This window comes from Alcanivorax sp. DG881 (assembly GCF_000155615.1).
Taxonomy (GTDB): Bacteria; Pseudomonadota; Gammaproteobacteria; order Pseudomonadales; family Alcanivoracaceae; genus Alcanivorax.
The window spans coordinates 2,788,148-2,813,324 of the sequence record NZ_DS989915.1 but is presented as its reverse complement, the minus strand read 5'-3'; the positions used below and the strand labels follow the sequence as shown (position 1 = coordinate 2,813,324).

Genomic DNA, 25,177 nt, shown 5'->3' with positions numbered 1-25,177 from the left:
AGAAAACACACTCAGCGTGCTGCGTGAAGCCTGTTGCGTGAAGCGTTTCTATACTTCCGCCAGATTGCCTTTTTCTTCCAGCCAGACCTTGCGATCCGATGCGCGCTTTTTACTTAGCAGCATATCCATCAGCTGGTGGGTGCCGTCATCGGTGGAGACATCCAGGCGCACCAGGCGGCGGGTGTCGCGGGCCATGGTGGTTTCGCGCAATTGCAGCGGGTTCATTTCACCCAGCCCCTTGAAGCGGGTCACGTTCACCTTGCCGCGTTTTTTCTCGGCCTTGATGCGGTCCAGCACGCCATCGCGCTCTTCCTTGTCCAGGGCGTAATACACTTCCTTGCCCACGTCGATGCGATACAGCGGCGGCATGGCCACAAATACATGGCCGTGCTTTACCAAGGCAGGAAAGTGACGCAGAAACAGCGCGCAGATCAACGTGGCGATATGCAGACCATCTGAGTCCGCATCGGCAAGAATGCAGACCTTGCCGTAACGCAGGCTGCCGAGATCATCACTGCCAGGCTCGATACCCAGGGCCACGGCGATATCATGAATTTCCTGGCTACCCAACACCTCGTTGGAATCCACTTCCCAGGTATTCATGATCTTGCCGCGCAGGGGCATGATCGCCTGATAAACCCGGTCGCGGGCCTGCTTGGCGCTGCCACCCGCCGAATCCCCTTCCACCAGAAAGATTTCACTCTGGGACGGATCATCGCTGGTGCAGTCCGCCAGCTTGCCGGGCAAGGCCGGGCCGCTGGTGACTTTTTTCCGGGTGACTTTCTTGGCTGCGCGCAAACGCTTCTGGGCGTTATTGATGCACAGGTCCGCCAGTTTTTCGGCTTCATCCGTGTGCTGGTTCAACCACAGGGAAAACGCATCCTTCACCACGCCGGAAACAAAGGCGGCGGTCTGGCGGGAACTCAATCGCTCCTTGGTTTGCCCGGCAAATTGCGGGTCCTGCATTTTCACGCTGAGCACGAAGGCCGCCCGGTCCCAGATATCTTCCGGGGTCAGCTTGACGCCACGGGGCAGCAGGTTACGGAACTCGCAGAACTCGCGCATGGCATCCAGCAAGCCGGAACGCAGCCCGTTCACATGGGTGCCGCCCTGGGCCGTGGGGATCAGGTTTACATACGCTTCCTGAATCAACTCACCGCCTTCCGGCAGCCAGGTCACCGCCCAATCCACCGCTTCGGTTTCCGCGCTCATGGCGCCGTTGAACGGCTCCTGCGGCACGCGCTCCCAGCCGCGGCTGGATTCCAGCAGATATTCGATCAGGCCATCATCGAATTGCCAGGCGTCGCTCTCGCCGGTGAGCTGGTTATCCAGCGTGACCAGCAGGCCCGGGCAAAGTACCGCCTTGGCCCGCAACAGGTGCTTGAGGCGAGTCACCGACATTTTCGGCGAATCGAAATACTTGGCGTCGGGCCAGAAGCGCAAAATGGTGCCGGTGTTGCGCTTGCCAACCGTATCGATCACTTCCAGGTCGCTGCGCTTTTCGCCATCACCGAATTCCATGCGGTGCAGCTGACCATCACGCTTGACCAGAATCTCCAGTTTGGTGGACAGAGCGTTCACCACCGACACGCCCACGCCGTGCAGGCCACCACTGAACTGGTAGTTGTTATTGGAGAACTTGCCCCCGGAGTGCAGGGTAGACAGGATCACTTCCACACCCGGTTTTTTCTGTACCGGATGCATGTCCACGGGCATGCCGCGGCCATCGTCTTCCACTTCCACGCCGCCATCCTTGAGCAGGGTGACCTTGATCGACTTGGCATGGCCGGCCAGCGCTTCATCCACCGAGTTATCGATGACTTCCTGGGCAAGGTGATTGGGGCGGGAGGTATCGGTGTACATGCCCGGGCGCTTACGCACCGGGTCCAGGCCCGACAACACTTCAATATTTTCGGACGTATAGTTATTGGCCATAGATTTTCCAGAAGCACCAGACGCAGGACGCCAGATGCCGGACGCATGATGTATCACACGTCCAGCATCTGGCCTCGGGCATCAGGCGTGTATTTCAATCCCACAAAACCGCAGCATCAGCGGTATGAAGGCGTCAAAGTTATCAAAGCCGTGGCTGCCACCCAAGCCACAATAGCGGTGACAGTCGCCGTAATAGTCCCAGCCGTCTTCCCAGTTAAGGGTTTCGTCACCGGTCTGGGTCAGCAACAGCAGGTTTTCCGGCTGGGTGATCTCTGTCACTTCGTAGCGCCGTAACTGCTCCAGCCAGACCGGATCGAACTGGTAGGCTTCGCCGGTATGGTAGTTATGCTGGATACCTGTGTATTTGTCCAGTAGTCGCCACGGTCTGACCGCAGGATTTACGATTGCGGCCTTCAGATCGTGGTGCTCCGCCAGCCAGGTGGCATAAAAACCGCCCAGCGACGAGCCCAGCAGCGCCACCGGCCCGGCCCCGGCAATGGCCGCATCCAGCTCCGCCATGGCCAGCCTCGGCGACGGCGGCAATGCCGGCACGATCAGGCGTTCCGGGCACCCGGCCTGCTCGAACACCGAGCGCAGCAACCCCGCCTTGTGGGACGCAGGCGAGCTGTTGAAGCCGTGGATATACATCAGGGACATTTGCGGGGCAGTCATGATCACTCCTCGTTACTACGCTGTTCAGGAGTTTGACGCGATGGGGAGGAGTTGCAAGTTGAAAGTTTAAAGTTGAAAAGCGCGTGCAATCGCTCGACCGTGCCCGCGATTCTGCCCCTCTGGCAACGCGGAGAAAGGGCCTGCCAATGTCACGGCTACCTGTCTTCGCGTTTCAACTTTAAACTTTCAACTCGACACTCAATAACCTTTGACCGTGAAATCCACCTCGAAGGTGATGCCTTCCACCCGGCTCACCCCTGTGTCGATCTGGCCATCCGGGTGCAAATCCAGCCAACGGTAGCCGGGATTGGCATCGTCCACGGCAAAGTCTTCACTCTTGGGCTTGAACTGCACACAGGTGCTGGGCACCGCCATCATCCGCACCCCGTTGCGGTGCGCGTCATACTCCTGGTGCACATGCCCCCAGATAATGGCGCGCATCCGCTCATGGCGGTCGATGACCTGGAAAAACTGGTCGGCACTGCCCACCACCTGGGTGTCCAGCCAGGTGCACTCCATCGGTACCGGGTGGTGATGCAGGCACACCATCAGGTGTTCACCGGTGGCGTCTCGCAGGGCGGTATCGAGAAATTTCAGGTCTTCATCGAACAGATCGCCGGGCACTTCACCGGGAATGGTGGAGTCCAGCATGACAATGGTCCAGTTGCCCACATTCAGCACGCACGGACTCATTTTTTCGCGGTGGGCTTCCAGCGCCTGCAACATGGGCGCGGGCTTGTCGTGATTGCCTTCCAGCCAGTAAACCGGCACATCGAAACCGGACAGAGCGCGATCCAGGCGCTCGTAGGATTCGTAGGAGGCATCCTGGGACAGGTCCCCGGTGGCCAGAATCAAATCCGGATTGGGTTGTTCCTTGCGAATCAGCTCCAGCACCTTGTCCAGACTGAACTGGGTATTCAAACCCAGCAGCTTGCCTTGTGGATCGGCAAACAAATGGCAGTCTGACAACTGCACGACTCGAAGGGGCTGCAACTGCTGCGTCAAGATCCCCGCTCCCGTAACCGTTTATTAGGGTCCCATCTATCCTGCAGCTCCTCCCTGTACTCCCCAGTACTGTGGAACTGCGCGTCACGTCACTTATAACCAAGATGATGGCACTTTTCTAGGAAACAGGTCCAAGAGCTGGAATTGGTTACCATTTCTCCACGAAGAAGCCGCAGGGCGGGTTGATTCTGTGTCCAGAGAGTGGCAGGGCCCAGGGAACCGCTGAATAACGCCTTGCATGCTCAGAGGCTAGCTACCGGTGACCTGCTGCCGCCAGGCCTGGCCACTGTCGCGGCCGTGGTCATGGAGGTGGCGTAGCCATTCCGCCAGAAACCGGTTCCACTGCACCTTCTCGTCACGCTGATGCATGTTGCGGTTGGGGTAGGCGTAACGGGCATTGACCCGCCGAAAAGGCCGCGCTTCAGTGACTTCTGCCAGTCGCGCATCGTGGTACATGCGCACGGTGAGCCGGGATGCCGGCAAGGTTTCCAGCAATTCCTGGTCTTCCAGGCGCACGGTAGTGGTGTAGGGGGAGCGCTCCAGCACACGCATCTGCAGGGTATGGGGATGCAGGTCATGCCCCACGTCCACCGCCATGCTGTCGCGCTCACCCAGCGCCTTCATCAACGGCAACAGCCGCGCATAGTTTTCCTCGCACTGGGTCATCAGCGCACGGAAATCCAGCCGGTAACGCTCGCGACGGCTCATTGTCCGCCCCAGCTTGCATCCAGCCGGTCACGGTTCAACAGCAACCACTGCAGGGCGATCAGCGACGCGGCGTTGTCCACCTTCCCGCTCTCCAGCAGCGCTGGAATGTCATTGGCGCTCACGGTGACCGCGCGAATGTCTTCGCCCTCGTCCGGGCAACCGAAAATACCGCCAGCGCCGGCCAGGTCGGCATGGCCCACGAACACCTGCAGGCGCTCGTTGGTGCCACCGGGGCTGGGCATGTAGGCCGCGATCGGCTCCATGGTGCCCAGGGTCAGCCCGGCCTCTTCCACCGCCTCACGGCGAATCAGGTCGGCGGCACTTTCTCCATCCTTGTCAGCGATGCCGGCAATCAATTCCAGGCACCAGGGCGTATCCCGCCACTCCAGCGCGCCGACGCGAAACTGCTCCACCAGCAGAATCTCGCCGCGCACCGGATCATAGGGCAACACCGCCGCCGCCGGCGGGCGCACAAACAGCTCCCGGCGGACGGGCTCTCCCCAGCCACCGTTGTAATGCTTGTGACGCAAGGTCAGCGTATCCACCCGGAAGAAGCCCTGGAACGGCGTCTCCCGTTCCAGCACTTCCACATCCTGCGGGCCGAATGGCGGTGTCAGCGACTGATTACTCATGGGCCTCGTGATAAAGCGCGGAGCCCTGCTCGCGGAACTCCTTGGATTTTTCTTCCATGCCCGCTTCGGCCTGGGCCACCTGGGCGGTGCCGTCACCGTAGATCTCGCGGACTTCCTGGCTGATCTTCATGGAGCAGAACTTGGGCCCGCACATGGAACAGAAATGCGCCACCTTGTGAGCCTGTTTCGGCAGAGTCTCGTCGTGGTATTCACGAGCCCGGTCCGGGTCCAGCCCCAGATTGAACTGATCTTCCCAGCGGAATTCGAAACGCGCCTTGGACAGGGCATTATCACGCAGCTGCGCGCCGGGATGCCCCTTCGCCAAGTCCGCCGCGTGGGCAGCGATCTTGTAGGCGATGATGCCTTCCTTCACGTCTTCGCGATTGGGCAGCCCCAGGTGCTCCTTGGGCGTCACATAGCAAAGCATGGCGGTGCCATACCAGCCGATCATGGCCGCACCGATGGCGCTGGAAATGTGATCGTAGCCGGGGGAGATATCGATGGTCAGCGGACCGAGAGTATAGAACGGTGCTTCCCCACAGTGTTTCAGCTGCTCATCCATGTTGGCCTTGATCATGTGCATGGGCACATGGCCGGGGCCTTCGATCATCACCTGTACATCATGCTTCCAGGCAATCTTGGTCAGCTCGCCCAGGGTGCGCAGCTCGCTGAACTGGGCTTCATCGTTGGCATCCGCCAGCGAACCGGGGCGCAGGCCATCGCCGAGACTGAAGGTCACGTCGTAGGCCTTCATGATCTCGCAGATGTCTTCGAAATGGGTATAGAGGAAGCTTTCCTCATGGTGCGCCAGGCACCACTTGGCCATGATCGAACCGCCACGGGACACAATGCCGGTAACCCGGTTGGCGGTCATCGGCACATAGCGCAACAGCACACCGGCGTGAATGGTGAAGTAGCTCACCCCCTGCTCGGCCTGCTCGATCAGGGTGTCGCGGAAGATTTCCCAGGTCAGGTCTTCGGCCACGCCGTTCACCTTTTCCAGCGCCTGGTAGATGGGCACAGTGCCGATGGGCACCGGCGAGTTACGCAGAATCCACTCGCGGGTTTCGTGAATATTGTCACCGGTGGACAGGTCCATCACCGTGTCGCCGCCCCAGCGGGTAGCCCAGGTCATCTTGGACACCTCTTCCTCGATGGAAGAGGTCACCGCCGAGTTGCCGATGTTGGCGTTGATCTTGGTGAGGAAGTTGCGGCCGATGATCATCGGCTCGATTTCCGGGTGGTTGATGTTCACCGGAATCACCGCACGGCCCCGAGCCACTTCATCACGGACAAATTCCGGGGTGATCTCCGCCGGAATCGCCGCGCCGAAGCTCTGCCCCGGATGCTGATCCACCGGCAGACCCGCTTCGCGATGCTCGCGCAACCGCTGGTTCTCGCGGATGGCGATATATTCCATCTCCGGGGTGATGATGCCCTGGCGCGCGTAGTGCATCTGGCTCACATTCTTGCCGGCACGGGCACGGCGCGGAATGCGGGTGTGCTCAAAGCGCAGGCCGGCCTTGGCCACATCATTGGCCCGCTTGCGACCATACTCGCTGGTCAGCCCGGCGAGTTGCTCGGTATCATCACGTTCATCAATCCAGGCTGAGCGAATAGGATTCAGCCCTTTACGGATGTCGATTTGGGTGTCCGGGTCGGTATAGGGACCAGAGGTATCATAAACCGACAGCGGTGGGTTATCCTCGAACTTTCCGTCCGCCAATGGGGTCGGATGCTGTTGGATTTCCCGCATGGGCACACGAATGTCCGGGCGCGAGCCCGTGACGTAGATCTTTCGTGAACCCGCGATAGGCTGGCAGGATTCGTCAATGGCGTTGGCGATGGGGCGCTGATCGTCTGGCACGTCGGCCTCCAGAAGCAAATAAGGGAAATTCAGGAATGGCGGACACTATACGCCAGCGCCCAATAGCCAAACAACCGCGGAACTGGCTCAAACAGGCAGTGTTAATTTTCTGTACTTGCCAGTACCATAATGATTAATCAGACACACAAAAAGAGTGCACCAGAATGAAGCGTAGCCCGGCAACGCCCCTAGTTCTTCTTCTTACCTCACTGGCCAGTGCCGTTCAGGCCGCTGACCTTACTGAAGTCGCCAACGCAGCCTGGAGCTACGACGGCACCTGGCGCGCCGCGCGGATGAACTGGAATGCCGACCAGGAGCTGATGGTACAGGGCCGCGCTGCCCTGTTCCCGAACGTCTCCGCCAGCTACGGACGCTACGACAACGACCGTGAAATCGAAGATATCAACGTGGACCAGAACTACGGCAGCGAAGTCAGCACCTTCACCCTGACCCAGCCCCTGTTCCGTGTTGATGCCTGGTATGGCTATAAAGAGGCACAATCGAGCACCGATATCGCGCAGGCCAATTTCGAGCAGGCCCGCCAGGATTTTGTGCTGCGTGTGGCCCAGGGCTACTTCGGTGTACTGCGCGCCTGGGACACCTGGGTATCCGCCAAGGCGGAAGAAAAAGCCATCGGCCGCCAACTGGAACAGACCCAGGAGCGCTTTGATGTGGGCCTGGTGCCGGCCACCGACGTGGAAGAAGCCCAAGCCACCTACGACCTGACCCAGGTAAACCTGATTGTCGCTCGCCAGCAATACGACATTGCCCGTGACCAGCTGGAAACCCTCACCGGCCAGCAGTGGCAAACCCTGCTGGAGCTGCGCGATGAATTACCTATGGAAGGCCCCCAGCCCACCGACATGAACGACTGGATCGAAAAGGCCAAGGTGCAAAACCCGCAGGTGCAGGCAGCGCTCTATAATACAGAGCTCACCGAGAACACCGCCAAACGCCAGCTCGGCGCACAGCTGCCCCAGGTACAACTGGTGGCCCAGTACCAGCACTCCCACCTGTCGCCGGACGAAGATCCCAACGCCTCAGGCATCAACTCCAACAGCTCCCTGTTCGACACCCAGAATCGACAGATCGGTGTAGAAGTGAGCATGCCCCTGTTCCAGGGTGGCGGCCTGAACAGCCGTCGCAAGGAAGCCTACCTGCGTGCGGATGCGGCGGATTTCCAGTATGACCAGGCAGTGCGCGATATCGTGCAACAGGCACGCAGCGCCTACCGCACCGTGGAAGCCGACGCCCTGCGCATCAAGGCGCGCCAGCAAGCCATCCGCTCCACCCGCTCGGCGCTGGACGCCACCCAGTCCGGCTATGAAGTCGGCACCCGTAACGTGGTCGACGTACTCAACGCACAGCGCGCCCTGTTCGCCGCCGAGCGTGACTACGCCAACGCCCGCTACGACTACATCATCAACTCGCTGACCCTGAAATCCACCACCGGCGACCTGCAACAAGGCGACCTCGCGGCGGTAAACAACTGGCTGGCCCCGGATCAGACGCTGGATCTCTACAACCCGGATCTGGAAGGCCAGAGTGAAGAAATGATGGAAGAAAACTCGCCGATCAACTGAGGCAGGTCAGCCTGACGCCGAACGCCCGATGCCTGACGCAAACACGCGGGCATCGCCCGGACCATAAAAAAACCGCTACCCGGCAACGGCTAGCGGTTTTTTTATGCACAACCTGCGACAAGCACACCGTAGGTCGCATTAGCCCGAAGGGCGTAATCCGACATTCATCTCCATGGCGATCAACTCCAACCCTTTTTCCAACGCGCCACGGTTCGCTTCCACCACCGCAGCGGCGGCCTGGCCCTGCCGGGTACACTGGTCCGGATCACTCATCAATGCCTGCAGCTTGTCACCCAACGCTTCGCCGCTGTCGACCACACTGAGCCCGCCAGCATCATCCAGCAGTTGCGCGATGGCGGTGAAATTATGCAGATGCGGGCCGGTGAGCACCGGCTTTTCCCAGGCCGCCGGTTCCAGCAGATTATGGCCGCCCACTGGCACCAGCGATCCGCCCACAAAGGCCACATCACAGGCACCAAACAACATCAGCAATTCGCCCATGGTATCGGCCAGATACACCGCCGCATCGGCGGCCGGTTCCTGCTGGCTACGGCGGGCCACTGACAAGCCAGCCTCGCGGACCTGATCGGCAACCCCGTCAAACCGTTCCGGGTGCCGCGGCACCAGAATCAGCAGCGCATCCGGCTTCTGTGCACGCAGTGTCTTGTGCGCCGCCAGCACCGGGGCGTCTTCCCCCGGATGGGTACTGGCGGCTATCCACACCGGCCGATCACCGAATGAAACACGCAGCTGCGACGCGGCCTGCTTCACTACCGTATCCAGTGTCATATCGAATTTCACGCTACCGATGGGGTAGACCCGCTCCGGCCAGGCACCCAGTGCCATATAACGCTCGGCCTCTACCCGGGTCTGCACGGCAAGCGCATCAAAACGGGCCATCATCGGGCGAATCAGCCGCGGCAATTTGCCGTAACCCCGATAGCTTTTCTCTGACAACCGCCCGTTCATCAGCATCAGTTTTGCGCCATGGCGCTTCACCGCCGCACACAGGTTCGGCCACAGCTCAGTCTCCAGCACGATCACCAGTTGCGGATCAAAGGCGCGCATAAAGCGCGTCAGTGCCGTGGGCAATTCCCAGGGACAGTACACATGGGTCACCCGATCCCCGAACAGCGCCTGCACCCGCTCCGAACCCGTGGGTGTAGTGGTGGTAACTAGTAGCGGAACATCCGGGTAATCCGCCAGCAACCGCTCGATCAACGGCGCCGCCGCCAGCGTTTCGCCCACCGACACCGCATGTACCCAAAGGCTGTTTTTCAGGGTGCCGGGCCGATAGCCCCACGCCATGCGCTCTTTCCAGCGCAAACGATACGCCGGCGCCTTTCTGCCGCGCAGCCACAGGCGCAGAAAAAGGAAGGGCAGCAATAAATACCAGAGGAAAGAATAAAGGGTTCGCATGGGCTCTCTTGTTTTTGGCGTGGTGCGTATCGCGTGCTTGCGTGTTAGCGGCTTGGCCTATGCTAGCATAGCCGCACTGTTCAACGATGGTGAGCCATGAGTGACTCAACCCTGAAACCTGACACACTCCGCCCGGACATTTTGATCTTTGGCGGCGGCATCGCCGGCCTGTGGCTGATCAACCGGCTCAACGCCGCCGGCTACCAATGCCTGCTGCTGGAGTCCGCCACCCTCGGCGGCGACCAGACTCTGGCCAGCCAGGGCATTATCCATGGCGGCCTCAAGTACGCCCTGGGCGGCAACCTGTCCAACGAGTCCGAAGCCATTTCCGCCATGCCGGATCGCTGGCGTGCCGCCATGGCCGGCGATGACCCTGTGGACCTGCGCGACCTGAAGGTACTGAGTGACACCCAGCACATGTGGTCCAGCGGCTCCGTGGCCTCACGGATGACCAATTTTTTCGCCAGCAAGATGCTGCGCGGGCGCATTGAAAAGCTCAAGCGCGATCATTTCCCCAGCGCGCTGGCCAATAAGGCTTTCAAGGGCAACGTCTACAAACTGGACGACCTGGTCATCAATACCGAATCGCTGATCGAGACACTCAGTGCGCCGGTCCGCGACCGGCTGCTGGCGTTCAACAACGAACGGGACCCACTGGAATGGGATGAAAACGGCCTGCGCGCCGTCACGGTCAATGGTCAACGCATTGAACCGCGGCTGACCCTGCTCGCCGCCGGCAATGGCAACCCGGCCCTGCTCGACGGCGCCCATCAGGCTCACCTGCTGGAGCAGGAAAACAGCCAACTGCGCCCCCTGAAAATGGTGCTGGTCAAACACGACCTGGGCCATCGGCTTTACGCCCACTGTGTCGGCACCAGCAACAAACCGGTGCTCACCGTCACCACTCACGACTGCCCGGACGGCAAGGTGGTGTGGTACCTGGGCGGCGATCTGGCGGAACGGGGCGTGGAGCGCACCGATCAGGAACAACTGGCCGCCGGCCGGGACGAACTCCGGCAGCTGTTCCCCTGGCTGGATTTCAGCAACGCCGAATTCGCCACCCTGGATGTGACCCGCGCCGAACCCAGACAACAGGCACTGGTGAAACCGGACAATGCCTACGCCCGCCGGGACCAGAACCTGATCATCGCCTGGCCCACCAAACTCACCCTGGCGCCGGATCTGGGCGACCGGATCATGGCGCTAGTGGAAGAAAGCGGCCTGCAACCCGGCGAACCGCTAACGGTACCGGCAGAGCTTGAGCAGGCCCCCATGGGCGTGCCGTACTGGCATCGTTGTTTTTAAACAATTAGCTGCAAGCTACAAGCTTCAAGCTGCAACACGAGGCGGTGTTTTCTGTATTTGCAAGATGATTGCCCCGCGCTGATCGCTAAAGGGGTCGCGGGCATGGCCTGCAAGATACAGATGACGAAACCGCGCCTTGCGGCTTGAAGCTTGCAGCTTGCTCCTGAAACCTTTTTCTCAGTGAACGCTGTGATCTCTGTGGTTACAGATTTTTAGCAGGAGTTTTCATGTCCTTCATGCGCCCCTTGGGCAACACAGGGTTAACCGTCAGCGCACTCGGCCTGGGCACGGTGAAAATCGGCCGCGACAAGGGGGTGAAATACCCCAATGGTTTCACCATCCCTGATGACCACGCGGTAACCGAGCTGCTGGCCCAGGCCCGAGACCTGGGCATCAACCTGATCGACACCGCTCCGGCCTACGGCCACAGCGAAGCTCGTCTCGGCCAGCTGATGAGCCGGCGCCAGGACTGGGTCATTGTCACCAAGGTCGGCGAAGAGTTTGATAACGACAGTGGTGAAAGCCATTTCGATTTCTCCCCGGAACACGTTCGCCGCTCCGTGCAGCGCAGCCTGAAACGACTCAACACCGATTACCTGGATTGCGTACTGGTTCACTCCGATGGCGATGACATGGGGATCATCAAACAGGGCACCCTGGACGCCCTGAACGACCTGAAGAAGGAAGGCCTGGTGCGCACCACTGGCATGTCCACCAAGACCGTGGCTGGCGGCATTGCCTGCCTGGACCACGCCGACATGGCCATGGTCACCTACAACCTTCAGCACCATGATGAAGTACCGGTTATCGAACACGCCGCCGCTCACCACAAAGGTATTTTGATCAAGAAAGCCTTTGCCAGCGGCCACCTCAACGACACCCTTGCTGATCCGGTGCAGGAAAGTCTGAACCAGATCCTTGGCACCGCTGGCGTCAGCAGTATCATTGCCGGCACCATCAATCCCGTTCACTTGCGGGAAAACGTGGCCAAGGCCCGACAGGCCTGCAAGCAATAACAACAACAGGAAACACCATGCGCTTTTGTCTGATGATTCTGCTGCTCGGCACGTCCCTGGCGGCACAGGCGGATAAAATATTACTGCTCCGCGAAGCCCCTCAGGGGTGCGAAGAAAAGGGGGAAGTTTCGGTGTCGTCGGGGAGCAAGATGCAGGGCATGTTGTTCAGCGATGCCTGGATCAATAACAACGTGAACAAGAAGCTCGCCAAGGCCATCAAAAAAGCCGGCGGCAACCGCGGCATGCTCAGCGATCGCCGCGAGTTCATGATGGAGAGCCACTTTCGCGGTCTTGAGCATATCGAGCTGGATGCCTGGGTTTGGCACTGCGAAGAAGACGATGGCTGACAGCGGCGGGAGCCTTTGAAAAACGCCTGCGCGACTGCAGACTTGTCGCTAGCCGCTCGACGCCTGCTTCATCTCCACCCCCAACGATTGCAACCCGGCCCGATGCCCCTGCTGATACCCCATATCCAGTTTCTGGGGATTGGTGGTCAACCGGTTTACCGGAAAGTCCGGGGCAGGCGCGACCACCGTCAACCGGCAATCTGCAGGCGGGTTGTCGATGAAGTCCAGTGACGCGTTGTAACTGTCCGTGCGCTTGAGCAGGGCGTCATACAGCGCGGGCATGTCCCGCACCCAGGGTTTCAGCAAGGGCGTCAGGGCACTGGAGCGTTTGCGGTAACCCTGATGGTGCGACAACACCACGGTAATATCCCGCGCACCCTGCTCGTAGGCCCAGCGCACCGGGATGGAATCCCCCAGCCCGCCATCGGTCATGGGATGCCCCGCGACGGTGGGGAAATCGCGGTAAGCAAAGGGAATGGAACAGGACGCGGTCATCACTTCGTCCAGGTTATCCGGGCGAGTTTCAAAATAGCGCGGCGCACCGTCTTCCACCGACGTGGTCACCACCCACAGGGGCACCTTTCCCTGCCAGTGTTGCTCCAGGCTTAACGGCACCTCCAGTCGGGATTGATGCCACAACCAGTGCACATCGCAAAGATGCCCACCGGCCATAAAGCGCTGCCAGTTAATAAAGTCCGGGCGGCAGGCATGGTCGGTGATGATCCGCCGGCTTCTGCCGTGGTCTCCCGCCAGGTAACCAATCAGGTTGGTCGAACCGGCAGAGACGCCCACCGCAAAATCGAAACCGTGATGCGGGTTTTCCAGAAACGCATCCAGCACACCGGCGGCGAAAATGCCGCGCATGGCACCGCCCTCCACAACCAACGCACGCTGATCCATTACCTTTCCTCCACATCGAATCCACTCACTGGAATCAGTTCAACCACGATGCCAGAGCAAACAAATCGGTGGAAATAGAGCCTTGCTGTCCCTGCCATCGGCATCCCTGATCAATCGCTCGATCCGCTCCAACCCACTCTATGGGGCAAGTTGTGCAAGTCCTGCACTGATACAGCGCAGATGCATCAGGTTAGCGCACCCAGTTTCCGCCCGGGGCCCAGCCGCACTCAATGTCTTTCCTATTAATTATTGTAAAAACAACACGTTAAATATTTTCCCCGTCGCTGGCACCACATTTGCACAAGTTCGCATACCAACTTGTATACAGAAAGGTGTGCAAACAAATGATCGGCTGGACTCTTCAACAATGGCAGGCGGCCTACCGTAACGGTGATCTCACCCCGGTACAGGCCATGAAAGAACTGGCACCACGACTTCACGACAGTGAACGTGCCCTGTGGATCCACCTGCTGGATGAGTCCTCATTGATCGAGCAGGCCAACGCTCTCACCGATTCATCCCTGCCCCTGTATGGCATCCCCTTCGCGGTGAAAGACAACATTGATGTGGCCGGCATGCCCACCACTGCGGCCTGCCCTGACTTTGCCTACACCCCGGAAGCAGACGCCACCGCGGTGCGCCTGCTGCGCAAGGCCGGCGCCATCGTGGTGGGCAAGACCAACCTGGACCAGTTCGCCACTGGCCTGGTGGGCACCCGTTCTCCCTATGGGGAAGTGCCCAACCCGTTTAACCCTGATTATCTCAGCGGAGGCTCTAGCTCCGGTTCCGCCACGGCGGTGAGCCTGGGTCTGGTGCCGTTTTCCCTGGGCACCGATACCGCCGGTTCCGGCCGGGTGCCAGCCGCATTCACCAATACTGTGGGCCTCAAACCCACCCGCGGCGCCATCAGTACCCACGGTGTTGTCCCCGCCTGCCGGACCCTGGATTGCGTCAGCATTTTTGCGCTCAGCGTAGACGACGCCCAACAGGTATACCGGGTGATCGGCCAGTTCGACAACGACGATGCCTACAGTCGCCCGGCCCCGGCATCACAAACCACTGGCCTGCCCGCACGCCCCACGCTGGGCATCCCCAAAGACCTGCCCTGGTTCGGGGACACCCAGGCCAAACAGTTATGGGAACAACAGCTTGAGCAGGTCAAACAGATTGCCGACCTGGTCACCGTGGATACCATGGTGCTACAGGATGCCGCCGCACTGCTCTATCAGGGCCCGTGGGTGGCCGAGCGCTTCACCGTTACCGAATCCCTGTTGCAGCAAAACCCGGACGCGCTGCTGCCGGTGATTCGCGACATTCTGGAACCCGCCGCCACCCTCACTGCTGCCGACGGCTTCCGCGCCCAATACCAGCTCGCCGCACTGAAACGCCAGTCAGACGCCCTGATGGAAACGGTGGATGCCCTGCTGTTACCCACCACGCCGGGGATTTACACCCGCGCCGCCGTGCAGGCTGACCCCATCACCCTGAACAGCCAGCTCGGCACCTGGACCAATTTCGTTAACCTGCTGGACCTGTGCGCCCTGGCCCTGCCCGGCGGCTTCCGTGAAGACGGCCTGCCCGGCGGCGTCACCCTGATTGCCCCCGCCTGGCAGGACCATGCACTGGCCGACTTCGGGCAGCGCTGGCAGCAGGCGCAGCCCTGGCAGGCCGGCGCCACCGGCCAGCCCTTGCCGGAGCCGCAACCCCGCGCGGCCAATGATGATGACGACGACCTGATCACCGTTGCGGTGGTCGGCGCGCACCTTACCGGGATGCCACTCAATACCCAGCTCACCGAACGCGGCGGAGTCTTGCTCGAAGCCACTCACACCGCGCCCTGCTACCGCCTCTACGCCCTGGCCAACACAGTGCCGCCCAAACCCGGACTGATCCGCAATGAAAAAAACGGCGGCGACAGCATCCCTATCGAACTGTGGCAAATGCCGGTGAAACAGTTCGGCAGTTTTGTCGGCCTGATCCCCGCCCCACTGGGAATCGGCAGCCTGGAAACCGCCGACGGGCGCTGGGTGAAAGGCTTTATCTGTGAGCCCTGGGCCATTGATGACGCCACCGACATTACCGCGCTGGGCGGCTGGAGAAATTACATCGCGCAACTGAAGAAAAACGCCGAGGAGAGACACTGATGTTGAAAAAAGTCCTGATCGCCAACCGGGGTGAAATCGCTGTTCGTATCTGCCGCACCCTGTCGCAGATGGGCATCACCTCAGTGGCGGTGTATTCCGATGCAGACCGCAACAGCCAACATGTCAGCGCCGCCGATGAAGCCGTGGCGCTGGGCGGGCAAACCGCTGCGGAAAGTTATCTGCGTACCGACCTGATCCTCAAGGCCGCCAAAGACACCGGCGCCGAGGCCATCATCCCCGGCTACGGTTTTCTCTCGGAAAATGCAGAATTTGCGGAAACCTGTGAAGCCAACGGCATTGCCTTTATCGGCCCCACACCGAAGCAGCTTCGGGAATTCGGTCTCAAGCATGAGGCCCGCGCGCTGGCCGAGAAAGCCGGCGTTCCGCTGGCCCCCGGCACGGATCTGCTACAAAGCCTGGAAGAAGCCAAACAGGCTGCCAGCGATATCGGTTATCCGATCATGCTGAAAAGCACCGCCGGCGGTGGCGGCATCGGCCTGTCGCGCTGTAATGATGAAGCCGAACTGGTGGCCGCCTATGAATCCGTAAAACGACTGGGCGAAAATTTCTTCTCCGACAGCGGCGTCTTCATTGAACGTTTTGTCGCCCGCGCCCGCCATGTGGAAGTGCAAATTTTCGGTGACGGCAACGGGACCGTACTGGCGCTGGGTGAGCGGGAGTGCTCCCTGCAACGGCGCAACCAGAAAGTAGTGGAAGAAACCCCGGCACCCAACCTGCCCCAGGCCACCCGCGAAAAACTCCATGCCAGCGCCGCCCGCCTGGGCCAGTCGGTGGAATACCGCTCCGCCGGCACCGTGGAATATATCTACGATGACCAGCGAGACGAATTTTATTTCCTGGAAGTTAACACCCGCCTGCAAGTAGAACACGGTGTCACCGAATCCGTATTCGGGGTGGATCTGGTGGCCTGGATGCTGATGCTGGCCGGTGGTGAACGTCCACCACTGGATGACGCCTACACCAGCCAGGGCGCGTCCATGGAAGTACGCATTTACGCCGAAGATGCGCTAAAAGATTTCCAGCCCAGCCCCGGCGAGCTCACCGAAGTCGCCTTCCCGGATAACGTTCGTCTGGACGGCTGGGTAGAGACCGGCACGGTGGTAAGCCCCCATTACGATCCCATGATCGCCAAACTTATTGTCCACGGTGACGATCGCCAGGATGCACTGGAGAAGATGCAAACCGCACTGGCGCAAACCCGACTGTCCGGTATTGCCACCAACCTGGATTATCTGCGCCAGATTTTGCGCGACCAGAATGTCATCGCCGGCACCGTCTCTACCCGTTACCTGGAAACTTTTCACTACACGCCCATGGCGTTCGAAATTGTCGACCCCGGCACTTACACCACCGTGCAGGATTACCCCGGCCGCACCGGTTACTGGGACATTGGCGTGCCGCCATCCGGCCCCATGGATGATGTCGCCTTCCGGCTCGCCAATCGCATCGTCGGCAACCATCACAGCGCCGCCGGCCTCGAAGCCACCCTGGTGGGCCCGAGCCTGAAATTCCATTGCGACACGGTAATTGCCCTCACCGGCGCACAGTGTGACGCGCAGGTGGATGGCCACGCGATCTGCTTCTGGGAACCGGTTGCCATCAAGGCCGGCCAGACCCTGACCACCGGCAAGGTTGAAAGCGGCTGCCGAACCTACATTGCCGTGCGCAACGGTATCGATGTACCGGATTATCTGGGCAGCAAATCCACCTTTGTGCTGGGCCAGTTCGGCGGCCACGGTGGCCGCACCCTGCGCAAGGGCGACGTACTCGCCGTGTGCCAGCCCCAGCTGGCCGGCTGCCCCACGCCCGCACCGGTAGCCGACCCTCACCCGGCAGAAAAAAACCTGCTGCCCGACTACCCCCAACAGTGGGACATCAAGGTGCTGTACGGCCCCCACGGCGCGCCGGACTTTTTCACCGAAGAGGCTATCGAAGAATTTTTCCAGGCCGACTGGCAGGTGCACTACAACTCCAACCGGCTGGGCATCCGTCTGGTCGGTCCGAAGCCGAGCTGGACTCGCACCGACGGCGGCGAAGCCGGCCTGCATCCCTCCAACGTGCACGATAATGAATACGCCATTGGCTCTATCAATTTCACCGGCGATTTTCCGGTTATCCTGACCAAGGATGGCCCCAGCCTCGGCGGGTTTGTGTGCCCGGTGACCATTGCCAAAGCCGAACTGTGGAAAGTCGGCCAGCTCAAACCCGGCGACAGCATTCGCTTCTCGCCGATCAGCTTCGCTGAAGCCAAGGCACTGGAAGAAGCCCAGGATGCCTCCATCGAGAATCTGGGTGTTATTCCGGTGGTACAGCCCGCCATTGCCGATCACAACGCGGCCTGCACGTCCGCCACCATGCTCGCCGAACACGATGCCGAGGGCGACGTACCGCGTATCGTTTATCGCCAGGCGGGCGACAAGTACATCCTTATCGAGTACGGCGACAACGTGCTCGACCTGGCCCTGCGCATGCGTGTGCATGCGCTCATGGAGAACCTCAAAAGCACCCCGGTCAGCGGTATTCTGGAGCTGTCTCCCGGCGTTCGCAGCCTGCAGATCCACTACGATTCCCGCCTGATCGACCAGGCAACCCTGGTCAGCACTTTGCTGGAACGGGAAAAAACCATCGGCAGCGTGGACGAGAGGGTGGTCACCTCTCGCGTCCTGCATTTGCCCATGGCATTCGAAGACAGCGCCACCCTGGATGCGGTGCAGCGCTATCAGGAAACTATCCGCAGTGATGCGCCCTGGCTGCCCAACAATGTGGAATTCATTCGCCGCATTAACGGCCTGGATTCCACCGAGCAGGTACGCGACATCATCTTCAGTGCCAGCTATCTGGTACTCGGCCTGGGCGATGTGTATCTCGGTGCGCCCTGTGCAGTGCCCATTGATCCGCGCCATCGCCTGATGACCTCCAAATACAATCCGGCACGGACCTTCACCGCCGAAGGGACAGTGGGCATCGGTGGGGTCTACATGTGCATCTATGGCATGGACTCCCCCGGCGGCTACCAGCTGGTAGGGCGCACCCTGCCAATCTGGAACAAACACCTGAAGAACAAACAGTTCCTGAATGGCGAACCCTGGCTGCTGAAGTTTTTCGATCAGGTGCGCTACTACCCGGTCAGCGAAGAAAAGCTGACCGAGATGCGCGACGCCTTCCGTCACGGTCATCTGGACATCGAGATCACCGAAGAGCCTTTCAGCCTGGCCGAACACCGCCAGTTTCTGGCCGAGATTGAACCGGAGATGGCCGCCTTCAACGCACGCCGTGATGCGGCCTACCGTGAAGAAGTAGCGCGCTGGCAAAACGAGGATGCCGCCATCGAATCCGCGCTCATGGGTCATAGCGCTGACATTGGCGATGTGGATGGCCACCTGATCAATGCGGAAATCAGCGGCAACGTCTGGAAGCTGCTGGTGGAAGAAGGCGCCCAGGTCTCTGTTGGCCAGCCTCTGGTCATCGTGGAAGCCATGAAGATGGAATTCGAAATTGTCGCCAACGCCAACGGCAAGGTCACCGGCCTGCATTGCCAGCCTGGAGCCATCATCAATGCCGGCGACCCGGTCGTCGTCATCGATACCGACGCGGTGGCATGAGGGGTCAGACATGAATGCGCGCGCGACAAAAAAAACCGAAAACCTGGCAGAGCGAATCTATCTGCAACTGAAGCAGGACATTTTCGATTTCCGGTTAATGCCCGGTGACCGCTTTAGCGAAAACGAGATCGCCGAACGGATGGGCGTGTCACGCACCCCCGTGCGCGAAGCCCTGTTCCGGTTACAACGCGAAGCCTATGTGGATGTGCTCTATCGCAGCGGCTGGCAGGTCAAGCCCTTCGATTTTAAATACTTCGAGGAGCTGTACGACGTGCGCACCATTCTGGAATGCGCTGCGGTACGCAAGCTGTGCGAACACGACGGCGAACTGAGCAAGCTGGACGATCTGGTTAGCCAGTGGTGCGTCCCCAGTGAGCAGAGACTTGACGATGGCCCTGTGGTCAGCGGCATGGATGAACGCTTTCACGAAAAGCTGGTGGAAGCCGCCGGCAACAGCGAAATGGCGCGCATTCATCATGACCTGACCGAACGGCTGCGCATCATTCGCCGCCTGGATTTCACCAAGCCACCACGGGTGGATGCCACCTACAACGAACATCAGGCGGTGCTGGAAGCCATCCTGCACCGCCGGGTGGAGCAGGCACAGATACTGCTGCGTGCTCACATCGAAGAATCCCGTAACGAAGTCAGAAAAATCACCGTGCACATGTTGCACGAAGCCAGTGCACGCAGTCAGTTGCACTCGGTTGAGGCCAGTTCGATCGACAGAATCGACGGCTAGCGGGGGAACAACGGCCAGTGAATCGGCCGGATTGCTGGAGCCGGATCTGGTGCTCCGAGGACAGGGTTCACGGAAATGGAAACGCCAACTTAAACGCAAGGGGAAACACCATGAGTTTTTCACAATCCATGAAGAAACTGGCTGCCGGCGTTGTCGCATCCAGTGCTATTGCCTACAGCGGCGCCGTCATGGCCGCCGACACCATCAAGGTGGGGGTTCTGCATTCCCTCTCCGGCACCATGGCCATCAGCGAGTCCACCCTGAAAGATACCGTTCTGATGATGATTGAAGAACAGAACAAGAAGGGCGGCATCATGGGCAAGAAGCTGGAACCCGTTGTGGTTGACCCCGCTTCCAACTGGCCGCTGTTCGCCGAAAAAACCCGCGAGCTGATCACCAAGGAAGACGTGGACGTTATCTTTGGCTGCTGGACGTCAGTATCGCGCAAGTCGGTACTGCCGGTGGTGGAAGAACTGAACGGGCTGCTGTTCTACCCGGTGCAATATGAAGGCGAGGAATCGTCCAAGAATGTCTTCTACACCGGTGCAGCACCGAACCAGCAGGCTATTCCTGCGGTGGATTACCTGATCAACGATTTGGGTGTCGAGCGCTTCGTTCTGGCCGGTACCGACTACGTGTATCCCCGTACCACCAACAAGATTCTGGAAGCCTACCTGAAAGCCAAGGGGGTGGCCGAAAAAGACATCATGATCAACTACACCCCATTCGGACATTCCGATTGGCAGAGCATCGTCAGCGAGATCAAGGCATTTGGCAGCCAGGGCATGAAAACCGCCGTGGTTTCCACCATCAATGGTGATGCCAACGTTCCCTTCTACAAGGAACTGGGTAACCAGGGCGTCAGCGCTGAAGACATTCCCGTGGTTGCATTCTCCGTGGGCGAAGAAGAGCTGTCCGGTATCGACACCGGCCCGCTGGTTGGCCACCTGGCTGCCTGGAACTACTTCCAGAGCGTCTACAACGATGCCAACAACACCTTCATCGATCAGTGGCACGCCTACACCGGTGACGACAAGCGCGTAACCAACGATCCCATGGAAGCCACCTATATCGGTTTCAACATGTGGGTGAAGGCCGTGGAGAAAGCCAAGTCCACCGACACCGATAAAGTGGCTGACGCCATGATCGGCATCCAGACGCCGAACCTGACCGGCGGCACCGCCGTGATGAACGAAAACCACCACCTGTCCAAGCCGGTGCTGATCGGTGAAATCCAGGATGATGGCCAGTTCGCTGTGGTCTGGGAAACCGAAGGCCTGGTGAAAGGCGATGCCTGGTCTGACTTCCTGCCCGGCTCCAAGGATCTGGTCTCCGACTGGACCGCACCGACCCGTTGCGGCAACTACAACACCAAAACCAAAAGCTGCGGCGGCGCTTCAGCCGAGTAGCCCTACTGACCGCACTCCGGGCAACGCCCGGAGTGCGCGTTACAAGAAAGACATGTGAACACCGTGAAAGCCAGCGGATGACCAGGAAATAGCGCCAGCCTTGAGGCCCGCCTTACCTGCGTTATTCATCAGGCCTCTGGCCTCTGGCTTTCATTATTTAACGCCCTGTAAGGAGCCCGTCATGGGTTACAGATTTGGCCGAATGCTGACCGCAATGCTCATTGCGCTGCTGGTCAGTGTGAGCTGGGCTGAAGAGCCGCTGCAGGACCCGACAGCGCCGACCCGGACCACAACACAGAGCAGCGTGAATGGGATCGACATTTCCCCCCTGACGCTCCAGGAAATTATCAACCGGTTGACCAGCCGCAGCTTTGATGAAAAAGAAGCCGCTATCCGTCAACTGGCAAAGCAGGACAACCCACGTGTTGTACCGCTACTGAACGCCTTGATGAACCGCGAGCTGGTGCACAATCGCAAAGACGACACCATCGCCCTGGGTCTCAAGAAAGACGGCCAATGGGAACTTCGCGACCCTGAAAGCCGCCAGGTCATCGGCCAGGTGGATAGCCGGGCTGCACGCCCTGTCATCATCAATAACCGCCTGCGTACCGTGATCAATAACCAGCTGGCTCTGGCCGCGCTGAACGATCCGGACAGCGATATTCGCTACCAGGCCGCCGGCCAACTGATCGGCAACGATGACCCGGAAATGCTGGCGGCACTGACAACCCGTCGCCACCAGGAAAGCCGCCCGCGCGTTGCCGCGCAGATTGATACCGCCCTGAACATTGCGGCCCTGCGCAGTGATGACAGGACGACACGGCTGGACGCCATCGACGCGCTTGCCGGCAACCTGCACCCGGAGGTGAAAAACGCGCTCAATACAAGCCTGCTGGCTGCCGATACGCCGCAGGAAACACAAGCCCTGAAAAAAGCCATTGCCCGCATTGAAGCCCGTATCGAGACCTTCCAGACTGCCGACACCGTGTTCTTCGGCCTGAGCCTGGGGTCCGTTTTGCTGCTGGCAGCCATTGGCCTGGCCATTACGTTCGGCGTCATGGGCGTCATCAACATGGCCCACGGCGAGCTGATCATGCTCGGCGCCTATACCACCTATGTGGTGCAGCAACTGCTGCCCAGCAGCCATGAGTGGTCATTGCTGATTGCCGTTCCCGCGGCTTTTCTGGTCTCCGCCTTTGTCGGCGTACTGATCGAACGGTTTGTGATTCGCTTTCTTTACGGTCGCCCCCTGGAAACCCTGTTGGCCACCTTTGGGGTCAGTCTGATTCTGCAACAGGCGGTACGGGTGATCTTCTCTCCGCTCAACCGCACCGTGATTACCCCGGAATGGATGAGTGGTGCACTAGAAATCAATCCGGTGTTCTCGCTGACCTACAACCGCCTGTACATCATCTTCTTTGCCCTGGCCGTATTTCTGGCCCTGCTCACCCTGCTCAAGAAAACCCGGCTGGGTTTGCAGGTCCGTGCGGTGAGCCAGAACCGCGCCACTGCGCGAGGCCTGGGCATTCGCAGTGAACGGGTCAACGCCCTGACCTTCGGGCTGGGGTCGGGTATCGCCGGGGTAGCCGGCGTCGCCCTGGCGCAGCTAACCAACGTGGGCCCCAACCTGGGCCAGAGCTACATCATCGATTCTTTCATGGTGGTGGTGTTCGGCGGGGTCGGCAATCTGTGGGGCACCCTCACTGCAGCATTCAGCCTCGGCATCGCCAACAAATTACTGGAGCCCATGGCCGGCGCGGTCCTGGCCAAGATTGTCGTACTGGTCTTCATCATCCTGTTTATCCAGCGCAAACCGCGGGGCCTGTTCCCGCAACGTGGCCGGGCGGCGGAGGAATAACATGCGAGATTCAACATTCAAAAGCGCCTTTAATGACCGCACGGCAAAAACCTTTATGGGCGTGCTGTTCGGCGCCACCCTGCTGGTAACGGTGCTCAACCAATTGTTCCCTGCCGACTCTGCCCTCCATGTGAGCGCCTATACCGTCACCCTGCTGGGCAAATACCTGTGTTATGCCCTGCTGGCACTGGCACTGGACCTGGTGTGGGGCTACTGCGGCATTCTCAGCCTCGGCCATGGTGCCTTCTTTGCACTGGGCGGCTACGCCATGGGCATGTACCTGATGCGCCAGATCGGTGACCGGGGGGTTTACGGCAACCCGGAACTGCCGGACTTCATGGTCTTTCTCAACTGGAGTGAGCTGCCCTGGTACTGGCAAGGCTTCGACCAGTTCTGGTTCGCAGCGCTGATGATTTTGCTGGTGCCCGGCCTGCTAGCGTTTGTGTTCGGCTGGCTGGCATTCCGCTCACGGGTCACCGGGGTGTACCTGTCGATTATCACCCAGGCGCTGACCTATGCATTGATGCTGGCGTTTTTCCGCAACGAACTGGGCTTTGGTGGCAACAACGGGCTCACCGACTTCAAAGACCTGCTGGGCTTTTCACTGCAATCCGACGCCACCCGCGTGGGGCTGTTGATGGCCACCGCCGTGGCCCTGGCTGGCGCCTTCGTACTGTGTCGCTGGATTACCGGCAGCAAGCTTGGCCGTGTGGTACTGGCCGTTCGCGATGCAGAGTCCCGCGCACGGTTTGTGGGCTATCGCACGGAACATTACAAGCTGTGGATTTTCACCCTCAGCGCCATCCTCGCGGGCATCGCCGGGGCGCTCTACGTGCCCCAGGTGGGCATCATCAACCCCGGCGAATTTTCACCACTCAATTCCATCGAGCTGGTGGTATGGGTCGCCGTGGGCGGACGCGCCACACTGTACGGCGCGGTAATCGGTGCCATTCTGGTGAACTACGGCAAAACCGTATTCACCGGCATCATGCCGGAAGCCTGGCTATTTGCCCTGGGCGGACTGTTTGTGGCGGTCACCGTTTTCCTGCCCCACGGGCTGGTCGGGCTGGTAGCGGAAAAGTGGGACAAAATAAAAAGCCGCTTCGCCTCCGGCGATAAAGCGCCAAGCTCGGCTAATACGGTAGAAGGAGATCCGTCATGAGCGCACTGGACAGCCTGCGCGAAACCTTTCGCCGTGATCAGGTATTCGATTTTATGCGACAGGGCACGCGCCCGGTGGTGCCTGGCCAACTCGATTCCGGCGCCAGTAAAAATATTCTCTATCTGGAAGATATCACCGTCAGCTTTGATGGTTTCAAGGCCCTTAATGATTTGACGATGTATATCAAGACCGGCGAGCTGCGCTGCATCATCGGCCCCAACGGGGCCGGCAAATCCACCATGATGGATGTGATCACCGGCAAAACACGGCCCGATAGCGGCACCTGCTTTTTCGGCCAGACCCTGGACCTGACCCGCATGAGCGAAACGGACATCGCCACCGCCGGCATCGGCCGAAAATTCCAGAAGCCCACCGTGTTCCCTGAACACACTGCATTCGAAAATCTGGAACTGGCCATGCACGGCGCCAAAGGTCCCTGGCATTCCCTCTTCACCCAACTCAGCGGTGAACAGAAAACCTGGATTGAGGAAACCCTGTACACCGTCGGGCTGCTGGAGGATCGCAACAAGGTCGCAGGGCTGCTTTCCCATGGCCAGAAACAGTGGCTGGAAATCGGCATGGTACTGATGCAGAAACCACAGCTGTTGCTGGTGGACGAGCCCATCGCCGGCATGACCCGCCAGGAAGTCGACCGCACCGGTGAACTGCTGCAAAGCCTGGCCGGCAAACATTCGGTAGTGGTGGTTGAGCATGACATGGAATTCATTCGCTCCATCGCCAGCACCGTCACCGTACTGCATCAGGGCAGCGTGCTGGCTGAAGGCACCATGGCGCAGGTGCAGAATGATCCGAAGGTGATCGAGGTTTACCTGGGCGAATGACCAACAGT

At 59.9% G+C, this 25,177-nt stretch carries 19 protein-coding genes; 11 read left to right on the top strand and 8 right to left on the bottom strand.

What is annotated here, in order from left to right; translation table 11 throughout:
* Positions 1 to 48 precede the first annotated feature (48 nt).
* From parE to thiC, 6 genes are all read right to left on the bottom strand, one after another.
* Complete coding sequence (gene parE / locus ADG881_RS12705) at positions 49 to 1,935, bottom strand: DNA topoisomerase IV subunit B (protein WP_007148567.1); 1,887 nt, start codon at positions 1,933 to 1,935, stop codon at positions 49 to 51.
* A gap of 81 nt (positions 1,936 to 2,016) precedes the next feature.
* Positions 2,017 to 2,607: a YqiA/YcfP family alpha/beta fold hydrolase gene (locus tag ADG881_RS12700; RefSeq protein ID WP_039926753.1), complete on the bottom strand. Its 591-nt coding sequence runs from the start codon at positions 2,605 to 2,607 to the stop codon at positions 2,017 to 2,019.
* A 198-nt stretch (positions 2,608 to 2,805) separates the two neighbouring features.
* A complete protein-coding gene (gene cpdA, locus ADG881_RS12695; RefSeq protein ID WP_039926751.1) occupies positions 2,806 to 3,612 on the bottom strand; it encodes a 3',5'-cyclic-AMP phosphodiesterase in 807 nt (268 codons plus the stop codon).
* Positions 3,613 to 3,861: 249 nt separating this feature from the next.
* Positions 3,862 to 4,320, bottom strand: a complete 459-nt coding sequence (locus ADG881_RS12690; protein WP_007148940.1) for a DUF1249 domain-containing protein — start codon at positions 4,318 to 4,320, stop codon at positions 3,862 to 3,864.
* The gene (locus ADG881_RS12685; RefSeq protein ID WP_007150975.1) at positions 4,317 to 4,952 is read right to left on the bottom strand and encodes an NUDIX domain-containing protein; all 636 of its coding nucleotides are present in this window, start codon (positions 4,950 to 4,952) and stop codon (positions 4,317 to 4,319) included. The genes ADG881_RS12690 and ADG881_RS12685 overlap by 4 nt, the downstream gene beginning before the upstream one ends.
* Positions 4,945 to 6,819: a phosphomethylpyrimidine synthase ThiC gene (thiC, locus tag ADG881_RS12680; RefSeq protein WP_007148568.1), complete on the bottom strand. Its 1,875-nt coding sequence runs from the start codon at positions 6,817 to 6,819 to the stop codon at positions 4,945 to 4,947. The genes ADG881_RS12685 and thiC overlap by 8 nt, the downstream gene beginning before the upstream one ends.
* Positions 6,820 to 6,983: 164 nt before the next feature.
* Between thiC and ADG881_RS12675 the strand changes: the two genes are divergently transcribed.
* On the top strand, positions 6,984 to 8,402 hold the full coding sequence (locus ADG881_RS12675) for a TolC family outer membrane protein (protein WP_007150139.1): 1,419 nt from the start codon (positions 6,984 to 6,986) through the stop codon (positions 8,400 to 8,402).
* A 138-nt stretch (positions 8,403 to 8,540) separates the two neighbouring features.
* Here the strand turns inward: ADG881_RS12675 and waaA are convergent, their stop codons facing one another.
* Positions 8,541 to 9,821 carry a lipid IV(A) 3-deoxy-D-manno-octulosonic acid transferase gene (gene waaA / locus ADG881_RS12670; RefSeq protein ID WP_007149402.1) on the bottom strand — a complete coding sequence of 427 codons (1,281 nt, stop codon included), beginning with the start codon at positions 9,819 to 9,821 and terminating at the stop codon, positions 8,541 to 8,543.
* A gap of 96 nt (positions 9,822 to 9,917) precedes the next feature.
* Between waaA and ADG881_RS12665 the strand changes: the two genes are divergently transcribed.
* The 3 genes from ADG881_RS12665 (at position 9,918) to ADG881_RS12655 (ending at position 12,489) form a co-directional block, all read left to right on the top strand.
* Positions 9,918 to 11,126 (top strand): FAD-dependent oxidoreductase, encoded by a 1,209-nt coding sequence (locus ADG881_RS12665; protein ID WP_007148696.1) that lies wholly within the window; start codon positions 9,918 to 9,920, stop codon positions 11,124 to 11,126.
* A 227-nt stretch (positions 11,127 to 11,353) separates the two neighbouring features.
* Positions 11,354 to 12,142 (top strand): aldo/keto reductase, encoded by a 789-nt coding sequence (locus ADG881_RS12660; protein ID WP_007149502.1) that lies wholly within the window; start codon positions 11,354 to 11,356, stop codon positions 12,140 to 12,142.
* A 17-nt stretch (positions 12,143 to 12,159) separates the two neighbouring features.
* Entirely contained in the window at positions 12,160 to 12,489 is a 330-nt protein-coding gene (locus ADG881_RS12655; protein ID WP_007150832.1) for a hypothetical protein, read from the top strand.
* 48 nt (positions 12,490 to 12,537) lie between these two features.
* On the opposite strand, the gene ADG881_RS12650 is transcribed toward ADG881_RS12655, so the two are convergent.
* Positions 12,538 to 13,389, bottom strand: coding sequence for a patatin family protein (locus tag ADG881_RS12650; protein ID WP_007151441.1), 852 nt, complete (start codon positions 13,387 to 13,389; stop codon positions 12,538 to 12,540).
* A gap of 344 nt (positions 13,390 to 13,733) precedes the next feature.
* On the opposite strand from ADG881_RS12650, the gene atzF reads away from it, so the two are divergent.
* The 7 genes from atzF (at position 13,734) to urtD (ending at position 25,169) form a co-directional block, all read left to right on the top strand.
* A complete protein-coding gene (gene atzF, locus ADG881_RS12645) occupies positions 13,734 to 15,533 on the top strand; it encodes an allophanate hydrolase (protein WP_007150243.1) in 1,800 nt (599 codons plus the stop codon).
* Complete coding sequence (gene uca / locus ADG881_RS12640) at positions 15,533 to 19,156, top strand: urea carboxylase (protein WP_007148409.1); 3,624 nt, start codon at positions 15,533 to 15,535, stop codon at positions 19,154 to 19,156. The genes atzF and uca overlap by 1 nt, the downstream gene beginning before the upstream one ends.
* A gap of 10 nt (positions 19,157 to 19,166) precedes the next feature.
* Positions 19,167 to 19,898, top strand: coding sequence for a GntR family transcriptional regulator (locus ADG881_RS12635; RefSeq protein WP_007151420.1), 732 nt, complete (start codon positions 19,167 to 19,169; stop codon positions 19,896 to 19,898).
* 110 nt (positions 19,899 to 20,008) lie between these two features.
* Positions 20,009 to 21,307 carry an urea ABC transporter substrate-binding protein gene (gene urtA, locus ADG881_RS12630; RefSeq protein ID WP_007149173.1) on the top strand — a complete coding sequence of 433 codons (1,299 nt, stop codon included), beginning with the start codon at positions 20,009 to 20,011 and terminating at the stop codon, positions 21,305 to 21,307.
* A gap of 181 nt (positions 21,308 to 21,488) precedes the next feature.
* Positions 21,489 to 23,165, top strand: a complete 1,677-nt coding sequence (gene urtB / locus ADG881_RS12625; protein WP_039926748.1) for an urea ABC transporter permease subunit UrtB — start codon at positions 21,489 to 21,491, stop codon at positions 23,163 to 23,165.
* A gap of 1 nt (position 23,166) precedes the next feature.
* Positions 23,167 to 24,327, top strand: coding sequence for an urea ABC transporter permease subunit UrtC (gene urtC, locus ADG881_RS12620; RefSeq protein ID WP_007149323.1), 1,161 nt, complete (start codon positions 23,167 to 23,169; stop codon positions 24,325 to 24,327).
* Positions 24,324 to 25,169, top strand: coding sequence for an urea ABC transporter ATP-binding protein UrtD (urtD, locus tag ADG881_RS12615; RefSeq protein ID WP_007149175.1), 846 nt, complete (start codon positions 24,324 to 24,326; stop codon positions 25,167 to 25,169). Before urtC ends, urtD begins: the two co-directional genes overlap by 4 nt.
* The last annotated feature ends 8 nt before the right edge of the window (positions 25,170 to 25,177 follow it).